We start from the raw sequence: 12516 nt of genomic DNA, 5'->3' as shown, positions 1-12516 counted from the left end.
AAACATGAGCAAGCCCGACATTCTTCTGATCGGCCCTTATCCCGAGTGGGATCTCGTCGAGCTAGAGGCGCAATACAATGTCCTGAAGCTGTACGACGCGTCCGATCGCAATGCCTTCGTGAGCGAACATGCCGCCGAAATCCGCGCCATCGCCACGCGCGGGGAGCTGGGCGCTTCCGCCGATCTTATCGCTGCATTGCCGAAGCTCGAAGTCATTTCTGTCTACGGCGTCGGTTACGACGCGGTCAATCTGGATGCTGCCCGCGCTCGCGGCATCCGCGTGACCAATACGCCGGACGTGCTGACCAATGACGTGGCCGATCTCGGCGTGGCAATGATGCTCGTCCAGTCCCGCGGCATGATCGGAGCAGAGACATGGGTGAGGGACGGAAGCTGGGGGACAAAGGGTCTTTATCCGCTGAAGCGCCGCGTCTGGGGACGCAAGGCCGGCGTGCTCGGCCTCGGTCGCATCGGCTTCGAAGTGGCCAAACGCCTCAAGGGCTTCGACATGGACATCGCCTATAACGACGTGTCGGAAAAGCCCTATGCAGAAGGCATGACCTTCATCGCCGATCCGGTCGAGCTTGCCCGGCGTTCCGACTTCCTGTTCGTGACGCTGGCCGCGTCCGCGGCAACTCGTCATATCGTCTCGAAAGAAGTGATCGAAGCGCTAGGCCCCGAAGGCATGCTCATCAACATCTCGCGGGCCTCCAACATCGACGAGGATGCGCTGCTGGCCGCGCTCGAAGCAAAGACGATCGGATCGGCCGCGCTCGACGTGTTTGAGGGCGAACCCCAGCTCAACCCGCGCTTCCTGGCCCTGGACAACGTGCTTGTCCAGCCGCATCACGCGTCCGGCACGATCGAAACCCGCAAGGCCATGGGCAAGCTGGTGCGCGACAATCTCGCCGCCCATTTTGCCGGCGCTGCCCTGCCGACACCCGTCATCTGAGGATACGCCCATGAAAGCCGTCGTCATCCATGCCGCCAAGGATCTGCGCATAGAGGAATGGGAGGTCGAGGCGCTCGGCCCCGGACAGGTGGAGGTCGCCATCGAGGCCGGCGGCATCTGCGGTTCCGACCTGCATTATTACAATCACGGCGGCTTCGGCATGGTGCGCATTCGCGAGCCAATGATCCTCGGCCACGAGGTTGCAGGAACGATCAAGGCACTGGGATCTGGTGTTTCCGGGCTGGCAGTGGGCAACCGCGTGGCCGTGTCGCCGAGCCGTCCCTGCAATGCCTGCGACTACTGCTTGAAGGGCCAGCAGAACCATTGCCTGAACATGCGCTTCTACGGCAGCGCCATGCCCATGCCGCACATCCAGGGCGCATTCCGTCAGCGGCTGGTCGCGGAACAATGGCAGTGCCACAGGATCGCGGATGGCGTGTCGATCCATGAAGCAGCGATGGCGGAACCCTTCGCCGTCACGCTGCACGCCATCGTCCGCGCAGGCGGCCTCGCCGACAAGCGCGTTCTCATCACAGGCTGCGGCCCGATCGGTGCACTCGCAATCATCGCGGCGCGGGCACATGGGGCAAAGGAGATCATCGCCACCGACGTGATAAACCCCGTACTCGAGACGGCGCTCCAGGTTGGTGCCGACCGGGTCATCAACGTCGCCCGCAATCCGGAGCTCCTATCCGCCTACGCTGCCAATAAGGGATACTTCGACGTCCAGTTCGAGGCGTCTGGCAATCAGAGCGCCCTGCGCGCGGGTCTTGAGGTCTTGAAGCCACGCGGGGTTCTCGTCCAGCTCGGGCTCGGCGGAGACGTTTCCATTCCGCAGAACATGGTCGTCTCGAAGGAGATCGAGATGAAAGGCACTTTCCGCTTCCATGAGGAGTTCGGCCTCGCCGTCGATCTCATCGGCAAGCGGCGCGTTGATCTGAAGCCCCTGCTCACCGGCTCTTTCCCGATCGAAGAGGCGGTAAATGCGTTCGAGGTGGCGGGCGACAGGACAAGGTCGATGAAGGTCCAACTAACGTTCTGATAGAGCCGCCTTGCTTCTCCAGGTCGGCTAAGGGGCCGATGGGAAGTCTCTCATTGCGCAACGTTTCAGATCGTCTGCCTCGTTCTCGCAGAGCCACACCGATACGGCTGGCTTGAAGTCGCGCAGTGCGGCCGCCAATCGTTGCTCCGCGAGTACGCAATCTTCACTCCCGCAATCGTCGAGGATGAGCCCAGGAGTTAGCTGGACGCCGGCATTGACGCGCTGGAATTCCGCTGCCTGACGTAACGAACGACTCAGCGCACGTTCCCACAGGTAGACCGGTTCAATTGCGAACAGGTGCGTAGCGCTGACGCAGTCGATCGGTTCGGTTCCGAGGCTGATTCCTTTCGCGATGTCTTTACACCGGGTTTCTCGAGCTGAAACACGTCTGTCCTCTGCGCGTCCCAGGCCCATAAGAGGCGATTGTTTCACGTCGTGAGGTGCTTCGAATGGTGGGCGCACTCCGTACTTGTCTGAATACTCAAACTCGCAGCTCTCAGGGGTTCTAGTCTTGGGGTAACCATCGTCTGGGGGACCTGCGTCCAAGAGCGCGATGTTGACGAAGGCGGTTCCTCCGGCGGCGACTTCGATGTCATTCATGATCTTTCTCTGGGTAGAGAGATCGAAGAAGTAGAAGTTGCCTCCTTTTTCTCCGTCTCCCGAACCAGTCGAACATTTGAAACGAGAGCGTACTGTCGCAGGTGACGCGCCGTTGTTGATCAACGCAGCACGATAGAACGGTATGGCGATATCGACTCTCTCGCCTTGGGTCGCTATTGGCACATCGTCGAGACCGACGTTGATGTAGTCCGGCGTCAGCAGTTTGAATTCCAAACTGGCTCCATCTTGCCCTAATAGCCAGAGGATGTTGAGTACGGCCGGTCTAGCTAGCGCGGCGATTGCGGCGATCACTGCCGCGGGAAACCCGACCCAGTCCTTCAGAAATCGGGCGACACTAGCTATGCGTTCCCGCGTCTTCTCGCGTGGCGTCCTGACATGAATGTCACATCGACAAACCGGGCAAACGATGGCCCTCCATGGGATTTCGCTGCAGCATTTAGGACATTTCACGAGGCTGTCTCGATCTAGCGGGTCTGCCGGCATCTGATCCCTCACGAGTTGCGGAAGATAAGCACATCTCAGGGTTGTTTACAATGGGTGGTGCTCGGTTGGCAGTCTGACTTCTATAACAGAAGAGCTTCCGATCAGGAGAAAGTCACCTGGCCGTTTGTGGCGTCAGATCCCTTTCGTATGACACCAATCACGACCTCGTCGGATCTTTTACGATTACTCAGAAGCCGGCTGAGTGCGACGAGAGGGGACGGCGATCTTGCCGATATGGATGCCATCGTCGATCAATTGACAGATGAGGCTCTGCCGCTCCATCTTCTTCCGCGATAACTGGAGATGACGACGTGGATCCCGGGATAATCAAGCGCGTTCAAGAGACCAGCAGCGCAAGTCGGCAGGCGATCGCCGACTGCCTCGTGGAAACGATCATCGATGCCAGCCTCCGGCAAACCAGGTGCGGTTCAAACTGCTGTTGCTACTCCGTGGTTTCTCCAGGCCCCCTTCGCGCGAAGCGCTAGAAAACATGGGTTTTGAACTGAGTGACTCATTTAAGGGGGCAATATGCCCCCCAAAACCTGGGAAAAGTGACTCATCGCCGCAGGCTTCTCATCAGCTCTCAGAACGGCATGTTGGCGAGGATGTTGCGGTCGATATGCTGGATATCGCGCTTGCCGCACAGCGCCATGGTGATGTCGAGTTCCTTGCGGATGATTTCGAGCGTCGCGGTAACGCCTTCCTTGCCCATGGCGCCGAGGCCGTAGAGGAAGGGGCGACCGATATGGGTGCCGCGGGCGCCGAGCGCCACGGCCTTCAGCACGTCCTGGCCTGAGCGGATGCCGCCATCCACATGCACTTCGATCCGGTCGCCCACCGCTTCGACGATCCTCGGCAGCATGCTGATCGAGGAGGGAGCGCCGTCGAGCTGCCGGCCGCCGTGGTTGGAGACGATGATCGCATCCGCGCCGGTATCGGCGGCGGCGCGGGCATCCTCCTCGTCGAGTATGCCCTTGATGATCATCCTGCCGCCCCAGAGATCCTTGATCCAGCGGATGTCATCCCAGGAAAGCCGCGGATCGAACTGTTCCGCCGTCCAGGCGCCGAGCGAGGAGAGGTCGGACACATTGCTCGCATGGCCGACGATATTGCCGAAACCGCGTCGCTTGGTCCCAAGCATTTCCAGGCACCACCTCGGGCGCGTGGCGAGCTGCAGGGCGGCGCTCAGCGTCGGCTTCGGCGGGGCGGCGAGGCCGTTGCGCAGGTCCTTGTGCCGCTGACCGAGGATCTGCAGGTCGGCGGTGACGACCAGCGCCGAACATTTCGCCGCCTTGGCGCGGCCGATCAGCCGCTCGACGAAGCCGCGGTCCTTCATCACGTAGAGCTGGAACCAGAAGGGTTTGGTGGTCACCGAGGCGACGTCCTCGATCGAGCAGATGCTCATGGTCGAGAGCGTGAAGGGCACGCCGAATTCTTCCGCCGCCTTGGCGGCGAGCATCTCGCCGTCGGCATGCTGCATGCCGGTCATACCGGTCGGGGCAAGCGCCACGGGCATGGCCGCCTTTTCGCCGATCATCGTGGTTTCTAGCGTGCGGTTGGTCATGTCGACCAGAACGCGCTGGCGCAGCTTGATCCTGGAAAAGTCCTCCTCGTTCGCCCGGTAGGTGCCCTCGGTCCAGGCGCCGCTATCGGCATAATCGAAGAACATCTTTGGCACCCGACGGCGGGCAAGGTTTTTCAGGTCTGCGATGGTCAGCGGCTTGGACATCGATATTTTTCCTCCGGATGCTAGGCAGACGAGTAGCATATCTTCGCGGCTCCGCCAGAGGAATGTCGAGCGATATCGCGCGCTGTTTCGCCTCAGTTTATCTTCCGGGCGCGTGGTTCTGCGCGATATCGCCTGCCGTCACTCGGGGATAAGCAGCAGGCTGCCGGCTGCGCGGCCGCTTTCCAGGAATTCCTGCGCCCTGGCCGCCTCTTCAAGCGGATATTCCGCCGCGATTGCCGCGGTGATGCCGCTCTCCATCGCGGCAATCGCTGCTTTCGCCGCCTCGCGATAATTGGCCTGGTCGATGGTGAAGGCAAGGATGCTGGGATGCGACAGGGCCTTGCCCGGCCTTAGCTGGTCGACGCTGATCGGCGGGATCGGGCCGGCCGCCTGGCCTATGGTCACAGCGGTGCCGAACGGTCGGACGCTGTCGATCGTCTTGGCAAGCACGGAACCGCCAATTCCGTCATAGGCGACATCGACGCCGCGTCCGTTCGTCCGGGACTTGACCTCCCCCACCAGATCCGCATCCCGTCCGACGATCAAGTGATCGGCGCCGTAGCTGCGGGCCAGTTCCGCCTTTTCCTGCGAGCTTACGGTTCCGATCACCGTCGCTCCGAGTTCCCTGGCCCATTTGACCAGGATCGCGCCGAGACCGCCTGCGGCTGCGTGAACCAGGACGGTGGTGCCGGCGCCGACAGGATAAGTCTTGGAAAGCAGCATATAGGCCGTCATCGCTTTCAGCAGCGAGGAAGCCGCCGTCGCGGCGTCGATCTGCGGCGGAAGAAGGATGGCCCGCTGCGCCGCCAGCGTCCGGCGCGTTGCGTAGGCTCCGATCGGGGCGCCGCAATAGGCAATCCGTTCGCCGACCTTCAGGTCGGCGACGGCGGAGCCGACGGCTTCCACCGTGCCGGCCGCCTCGACACCGATCACGGCGGGATAGGATGGCAGCGCGTAGATCCCCTTGCGGTGATAGATATCGACGAAATTCATGCCGATCGCATCGTGCCGCACGACAATTTCGTCCTCCTTGGGCGTCAGCTGAGGCTGTTCCAGGATCTGCAGGTTTTCCAACCCGCCGGGGGAGGTCAGGCTCACCAGGATATTCGCCATCGTCATTCTCCATGTTTGAGGCGGGGTCAGGATGAGCCTTTGCTTGTTGTTTGAAAATTCCCTATTCGTGGACAATCGATGGGAAAAAATTGACAATGCTCGACTGGGAAAACCTCCGCTACTTTCTGGCGCTCTCGAACAGCGGAACATTGCTCGGCGCCGCCCGGGCACTCAGCGTGGAACACGCGACCGTCAGCCGCCGCGTGGCGCTTCTGGAGCAGCAGTTGCAGGCCAGATTGGTCGATCGCCGCGGCCGGAAGATCACATTGACTGTCGAGGGCGAACGCGTCGCCGAACTAGCGCGGCGGATGGAGGAACAGGCTCTCGCCACCGATCAGGCCAGGCTCAAGCAGGACCGGCTGGCCGGCACGGTGCGCATCAGCGCACCTCCGGCACTTTCGGACTTTCTGTTGCCGGAGCCGATCGCCATGCTTCGCCGGCGTCACCCCGAGATCGAGATCGTCGTTGCCGGCGAAAAGCGCTATGCTTCCCTCAACCGTCGGGAGGCCGACATTGCGGTTCGTCTGGCCCGCCCCGAACAGGGGGATCTTACCGTCATGCGGATCGGCAGCGTTCGGTTCGATTTCTATGCGTCGCCGTCCTATCTTGCCGAGACGCCGCAAGAGGAATGGAGCTTCATTTCTTACGGCGAGGACATGGACACGTCCCCGCAGCATCGGCGGCTTCTCGATATCGCGGGAGGACGGCGTGTCGGCCTGAGGGCCTCGACGCTGGAATTCCAGCGCGCAATGGCCCGGGCGGGCGGCGGGGTCGCCATCCTGCCCGACTTCTTCATCAGCGCCGGCGACGGGCTGGCCCTTGCGCTGGTGGAGGAGGAACCGGTGACGCGCGACATCTGGCTCGTCGTTCACTCGGATATCCGCGACGTTCCGATTGTCCGGGCTGTCATGGACGCGATCAAGGAGGGGGCCCGGCGGCGGGCGGGCGGTTAGGTCCTGACCTGGCTCGCGTCGAGCGCGCCCTTCATCGCCTTGCCCGCCACATAGGTCTCGACCACGGCGCGGTCGTCGCCCATGGTCTGCAGCAGGAACAGTTCTTCCGGCAGTGTCTTCACCGTTTCCATCCGCAACCGCATGGCCGGTGTCGATGCCGCGTTCAGCACCACGAGGTCGGCGGCGGTGCCGGGTTCGAGCGTGCCGATATCGTCCGCCATCGACAGCGCCTCGGCATTGCCTCTGGTCATCAGGTAGAAGCTCTCGAGCGGGTTGAGGCGCTCGCCGAGCAACTGCTGAATCTTGTAGGCCTCGTCCATGGTGCGCAGCATCGAATAGCTGGAGCCGCCGCCGATATCGGTGGCGACCGCCACTCTGACGGGCTTGTCACGCCGCATCAGCGATTTCATCGGGAACAGGCCGGAGCCGAGGAAGAGGTTGGAGGTCGGGCAGTGGACGGCGACGGCACCCGCTTCCGACAGCGCATCCGCCTCGCGCTCCGAGAGATGGATCGCATGGCCGAGCAGCGTCTTTTTTCCGAGCAGTCCGTAGCGGGCGTAGATGTCCGTATAGTCCGTCGCCTCCGGATAGAGCTCCATGGTGTAGCGGATCTCCTCGTGGTTTTCGGAGAGATGCGTCTGGATATGCAGGTCGGGAAACTCCTGCGCCAGCGCCTGGGCCGCCTTCATCTGGCCGGGCGTCGAGGTGATCGCGAAGCGCGGCGTGATGGCGACGTGGTTGCGGCCCTTGCCGTGCCAGTCGGCGATCACGGCGCGCGTCTCGTCATAACCCATTTCGGGCGTATCGAGCAGGCCTTGCGGCGCGTTGCGGTCCATCATCACCTTGCCGCCGACCATGCACATGCCGCGCTTCAGGGCCTCCGCAAAGAAGGCGTCGGCCGAGGTCTTGTGAACGGAGCAATAGGCGGCCGCGGTCGTGGTGCCGTGGCGCAGCAGTTCGTCGTAGAAATGCGTGGCGATGCGGGCGGCGTGGGCGCTTTCGACGAACCGGCATTCCTCCGGGAAGGTATAGGTGTTCAGCCATTCGAGCAGGTTGGCGGCATAGGAGGCGATCACCTGCATCTGCGGGAAATGCAGGTGCATGTCGATGAAGCCGGGCAGGATCAGGTGCGGCCGGTGGTCGACTTCCTCGACGCCCTCGGGCGCGATCGCCTTCACCGTTCCATAGCTGCCGGCAACCGAAATCCGGCCGTCCTCGACCAGGAGCGCGCCGTCGCTCTCATACGCATAGCTCTCCGTGTCGGTCAGGGCGTGCGGAGCGCGCTTGAAGGAGAGCAGCCGTCCGCGGATCAGCGTTTGGGTCATTGGGATATCGCGCTTTCGTACCATGCCGCCAGCAGCTTGCGCTCTTCCGGCGAGATGGCAGTGACATTGCCCGGCGGCATCGCGTGGCTGCGGCCGGCCTGGATATAGATTTCCCGCGCATGCGCGGCAATTTCGGCATCCGTCTCCAGTTTGACGGATTTGGGGGTAAAGTTGACGCCTTCGTAAACGGGTTCAGCCGCATGACACATGGAACAGCGCGCCTGCACGACGTCCTTCGCTGCGCCGAAATGGCTGTTGGCGGCGAATTTCTGGGCGATGGGGGTCATCGAGGTCTCCGTCTCGCCGGTCAGCACCTTCGGCACGGTCGAGAGCCACATGATGACGATGAACAGCAGCACCGTTACCAGCCAGGTCCAGGTCGGACGGCCCTTGCGGGCATGGGTGGTGTTGAACCAGTGCCTGATCGTCACGCCCATCAGGAAGACCAGGGCGGCGATCACCCAGTTGAAATGGGTCGCAAATGCCAGCGGGTAGTGGTTCGACAGCATGAAGAAGATGACGGGCAGCGTCAGGTAGTTGTTGTGCAGCGAACGCTGCTTGGCGACCATGCCGTATTTCGGATCCGGCGTGCGCCCGGCGATCAGGTCCGCCACCACGATCTTCTGGTTGGGAATGATGATGAAGAAGACGTTGGCCGACATGATCGTCGCGGTGAAGGCGCCGAGATGCAGGAATGCCGCCCGGCCGGAAAATACCTGCGTATAACCCCAGGCCATGGCGATCAGCACCAGGAAGAGCAGCGCCATCAGGCCCCAGGTATTGCGTCCAAGCGGCGACTTGCAGAGCAGGTCGTAGATGATCCAGCCGATCGACAGCGACGCAAGCGACAGGCCGATCGCCTGCCACGGGGCGAGATCCATCACCGTCCGGTCGATCAGGAACAGGTCGGCGCCGCCGTAATAGACGACGCAGAGCATCAGGAAGCCGGAAATCCAGGAGAAATAGCTCTCGTATTTGAACCAGGTCAGATGCTGGGGCATTTCGGCCGGCGCCACGAGGTATTTCTGCACGTGGTAAAAGCCGCCGCCATGCACCTGCCATTCCTCGCCGTAGACACCGGCCGGCAGGTTGGGGCGCTTGGTCAGCCCGAGGTCCAGCGCGATGAAATAGAAGGACGAGCCGATCCAGGCGATCCCGGTAATGACATGGAACCAGCGAGCGGCGAAACTCAGCCACTCCCAGGCAACGGCGTATTCGTACATTCGGTCTTCCCCTTTTTGCCCCCCGACTCGTCACTCTGGGGAAAAAAACGGGCCAAGGGAAGAGGGGGGCCTGGAACACTTTTTGTTCCGTAAGGGAACCGGGACCATTCACTTCGAGTTCACTCGCGATCCCCCGGATTGCAAATAGTAGGAGGTGCTTACTTGTGCATCGCAATAAATGGGGGTTAGTCCGCTCATGCGACTCGCGTAGTGTGACAATTGTAAGTCAGCCGGCAAAAGGCCTGGTAATGTGTGCGGTTCGAGCCGGTGGTGGGGGCATTCATCAACGGAGACTAAGCTCATGCGTGGTATTCTGACAGGTGTGATGATTGCATACGCGTCGTTTGTCCAGGTCGGTCCGGCCGGTGCCCACGAGGCGCACAGCGCGACCGGGGTGACCTGGAAATATGACGGTTTCTGCTGCAACGGCGACAACCATACCGGCGACTGCCAGATGATCTCGACCAGGAACGTCAAGATCATCGACGGCGGTTACGAGATCATCTTGGGGCCGGGCGACCACCGGCTGATCACCCGCCCGCACGATTTCAAACTGCCGCAGAGCCAGGCGAGGCGGAGCCAGGACGAGGAATACCATCTTTGCCTCTATCCGACGGAAGATACGCTGCGCTGTTTCTACGCGCCCGACATGAGCTATTAGGCTCGGCAAAGCAGCCAGATGCGGAATGGTGAGGCGGTTTTCCGTCCAGCAAAGCGGCGGATAGAAAACTGACTGCTAGTCCCGGAAAGTCGGCATGGTTTTCCGCATGAAATCGCGGAAGGCCCGGATTTTCTTCGAGTTTCGGCGCGCTTCCGGATAGACGAGCCAATAGTCGCTTCCGTCATAGCCGAGAATGTCGAAAGGCTGGACCAGCCGCCCCAGGGCGACGTCGTCCGTATAAAATTCCGGCTGCAGGATTCCGACCCCCTGGCCGGCAATCGCGGCTGCCGCCTCGAAGGCCTGCGCGCCCATCCGGCTCACCGGGCGGCCGGTGAGGTCGACATCCGGCAGGCCGGCGGCGGCAAACCAGAACGGCCACCACGGATCGCCGGCATCGATGATCCTGAGCTTCAGGATATCGTCCGGCGTCCTCACCCCGCCGATCGTGGCGGCCAGATCCGGGCTCAGCATCGGCGTGAAATGATTGCGCATCAGAAAATGCCGGCGCAGGCCCGGCCATTCGCCTTTGCCGCTGCGGATCGCGATATCGGCCTCTGCGCGCGAAAAATCGATCATTTCCTGCGAAGTCTCCAGCCGCACCGCGATGCCCGGATTTTCGAGCTGGAAAGTGCCGAGATGGCGCGCCAGCCAGCGTGAGGCGAAAGTCGCCGTCGAATGGATGGTCAGCGTCCCCTCCGACGCGTCATGCATGCTGGAGAGCGCGTCACCGATGATCGCGAAAGCCTCGCTGATTTTGGGCGCCAGCCGCTCGCCGGCCTCGGTCAGCGAAACCTGCCGCGGCCGGCGCAGGAAAAGCTGCTCGCCGGTCATGTCCTCCAGCAGCTTGATCTGGTAGCTCACCGCCGTCTGGGTGAGCCCTAGTTCCTTGCCAGCCCTAGTGAAACTCATCAGCCGGGCGGCGCATTCGAACACCCGAAGCGCATTCAGGGGGAACTGTTTCGACATCTTCATGAATAAGTTCTCTTGATCCATACAGACGGGAATTCGATTGGATTACCGCGACTTCGCAGCGCACATTACCTCTACAACGAACCTACGGAAACGGGTTTATCCCGTTGGAGGTCAACAATGTTTTCGATAACCCATATGCATTTCGGCCGGCTTCTGCCGCATGTCTCTCTGGCTGAATTGTTCAATCGCTTGCTCTTGAAGCATCAAAACAGTGTCGATATGGAAGAGATGCCGGAAAGCTGGCAGCGCGATATCGGCATGCTCGACGGACGGGACCGGCGCGGTGCTCCGGAAGAAGGCTCCTTCCGAACGGCCCGGATGATCTATACTCAACGAAGCCTGTAGGCGATGCGAAGAGCGTCAGGCCAACGGCGGGGCGAGCTGGCCCGGCGCCAGTGCCAGTTCACGGGCTACGGCCGCCTGGATCCAGGCGGCGAAGGCCTTGACCTTGGCCGCATTCTTGCGCGCGGGCGGATAACAAAGCCAATAGGTCTTGGTATCGCTGAGGGCGAGATCGAAAGGCTGGACGAGGCGACCCGAGGCAAGTTCGGCCTTGAACAGGAAGGGGCTGAGCATGGCGACGCCATGGCCGGCAATTGCGGCATTCGCTTCCAGGTCCAGCGCCCCATATGCGTCGAGCTGCATCTGCCTGATACCGATCGGATCGAGGCCGGCGGCTTGGAACCAGTCGTTCCACAGCCCCTTGCCGTTCGAAATCCACGGCGGCTTCATCAGGTCGGCGGGCGTCTCGATGCCGCCGACGCTTTCGGCGAGTTGCGGATTGAGCATGGGCGCATAGGTTAGGCGAAATATCGGATGGCAGATCAAGCCGTCCCAAGGCTTTGCCCCAATGCGGATCGCTACATCGGTCGGTTGCGGATATTCCCCGTCGTGGGTACCGCTGCGCACGAGCCGCACGGCAATATGCGGATGTTCGAGCTGAAATTCGCCAATATGCCGTGCCAGCCAATGAGACGCAAAGGTTGGCGGGGAGTGGATTTCCAATGTCTCCTCCGTCGTGCCGCGCGCTTCCTGCACCGCTTCAGACAAAAGGGAAAAAGCCTCGGCCACTTTCGGCAGGAGATTTCGGCCAGTTTCCGTCAATTGCAGCGCCCGCGGCTTGCGGATGAACACCGCGTCACCGAGATAGTCTTCCAGCAGCTTGATCTGGTAGCTGACGGCGGTTTGGGTCATGCCCAGCTCTTCCGCCGCGCGGGTGAAATTTTCGAGGCGGGCGACCACCTCGAAGACCCTGAGCGCATTCAGCGGAAAACGGCGAGACAGTTTCATCGATAAGCTCTCTTTATCGTGGCCTACCGTAATTGAATTGGAAATCGCCTGCAATCCGGCGCATTCATCCTTTCACGCAAGCAATGTTATTTATGGATGTGGAGCAAATCATGCTGTCCGCAAGCGCCGATGCCTTGCCTTTGAAACCCTCC

General features: G+C 61.5%; 12 protein-coding genes. 5 read left to right on the top strand and 7 right to left on the bottom strand.

Annotated features, from left to right (window positions below; translation table 11 throughout):
- Window positions 1–4: 4 nt before the first annotated feature.
- Together ACSQ8R_RS12675 and ACSQ8R_RS12670 are read left to right on the top strand one after the other, a co-directional pair.
- The gene (locus ACSQ8R_RS12675; RefSeq protein WP_436253685.1) at window positions 5–952 is read left to right on the top strand and encodes a 2-hydroxyacid dehydrogenase; all 948 of its coding nucleotides are present in this window, start codon (window positions 5–7) and stop codon (window positions 950–952) included.
- Window positions 953–962: 10 nt separating this feature from the next.
- A complete protein-coding gene (locus tag ACSQ8R_RS12670) occupies window positions 963–1994 on the top strand; it encodes an L-idonate 5-dehydrogenase (RefSeq protein WP_436253684.1) in 1032 nt (343 codons plus the stop codon).
- A 27-nt stretch (window positions 1995–2021) separates the two neighbouring features.
- Here ACSQ8R_RS12670 and ACSQ8R_RS12665 read toward each other — a convergent pair whose 3' ends face one another.
- The 3 genes from ACSQ8R_RS12665 to ACSQ8R_RS12655 form a co-directional block, all read right to left on the bottom strand.
- Window positions 2022–2828, bottom strand: a complete 807-nt coding sequence (locus ACSQ8R_RS12665; protein WP_436253683.1) for a hypothetical protein — start codon at window positions 2826–2828, stop codon at window positions 2022–2024.
- Window positions 2829–3681: 853 nt separating this feature from the next.
- Window positions 3682–4827 (bottom strand): alpha-hydroxy acid oxidase, encoded by a 1146-nt coding sequence (locus ACSQ8R_RS12660; protein WP_436253682.1) that lies wholly within the window; start codon window positions 4825–4827, stop codon window positions 3682–3684.
- 138 nt (window positions 4828–4965) lie between these two features.
- Window positions 4966–5940 (bottom strand): quinone oxidoreductase family protein, encoded by a 975-nt coding sequence (locus ACSQ8R_RS12655; protein ID WP_436253681.1) that lies wholly within the window; start codon window positions 5938–5940, stop codon window positions 4966–4968.
- A 95-nt stretch (window positions 5941–6035) separates the two neighbouring features.
- On the opposite strand from ACSQ8R_RS12655, the gene ACSQ8R_RS12650 reads away from it, so the two are divergent.
- Entirely contained in the window at window positions 6036–6893 is an 858-nt protein-coding gene (locus ACSQ8R_RS12650; RefSeq protein ID WP_436253680.1) for a LysR family transcriptional regulator, read from the top strand.
- On the opposite strand, the gene guaD is transcribed toward ACSQ8R_RS12650, so the two are convergent.
- Both guaD and puuD read right to left on the bottom strand, forming a co-directional pair.
- Window positions 6890–8218, bottom strand: a complete 1329-nt coding sequence (gene guaD, locus ACSQ8R_RS12645; protein ID WP_436253679.1) for a guanine deaminase — start codon at window positions 8216–8218, stop codon at window positions 6890–6892. The genes ACSQ8R_RS12650 and guaD overlap by 4 nt on opposite strands.
- A complete protein-coding gene (gene puuD / locus ACSQ8R_RS12640) occupies window positions 8215–9441 on the bottom strand; it encodes a urate hydroxylase PuuD (RefSeq protein WP_436253678.1) in 1227 nt (408 codons plus the stop codon). Before puuD ends, guaD begins: the two co-directional genes overlap by 4 nt.
- Before the next feature lie 301 nt (window positions 9442–9742).
- Between puuD and ACSQ8R_RS12635 the strand changes: the two genes are divergently transcribed.
- Complete coding sequence (locus tag ACSQ8R_RS12635) at window positions 9743–10102, top strand: hypothetical protein (RefSeq protein ID WP_436253677.1); 360 nt, start codon at window positions 9743–9745, stop codon at window positions 10100–10102.
- 75 nt (window positions 10103–10177) lie between these two features.
- Here the strand turns inward: ACSQ8R_RS12635 and ACSQ8R_RS12630 are convergent, their stop codons facing one another.
- Complete coding sequence (locus ACSQ8R_RS12630) at window positions 10178–11074, bottom strand: LysR substrate-binding domain-containing protein (RefSeq protein ID WP_436253676.1); 897 nt, start codon at window positions 11072–11074, stop codon at window positions 10178–10180.
- A gap of 117 nt (window positions 11075–11191) precedes the next feature.
- Between ACSQ8R_RS12630 and ACSQ8R_RS12625 the strand changes: the two genes are divergently transcribed.
- Entirely contained in the window at window positions 11192–11419 is a 228-nt protein-coding gene (locus ACSQ8R_RS12625; RefSeq protein ID WP_436253675.1) for a hypothetical protein, read from the top strand.
- Between the two features lie 15 nt (window positions 11420–11434).
- Here the strand turns inward: ACSQ8R_RS12625 and ACSQ8R_RS12620 are convergent, their stop codons facing one another.
- On the bottom strand, window positions 11435–12364 hold the full coding sequence (locus ACSQ8R_RS12620) for a LysR substrate-binding domain-containing protein (protein WP_436253674.1): 930 nt from the start codon (window positions 12362–12364) through the stop codon (window positions 11435–11437).
- Window positions 12365–12516: the final 152 nt, after the last annotated feature.

Source organism: Neorhizobium sp. LjRoot104 (genome assembly GCF_964253725.1).
Taxonomy (GTDB): domain Bacteria; phylum Pseudomonadota; class Alphaproteobacteria; order Rhizobiales; family Rhizobiaceae; genus Neorhizobium.
Note: the sequence above shows the minus strand (reverse complement) of the source record. Positions and strands in the feature narration are given on the sequence as shown.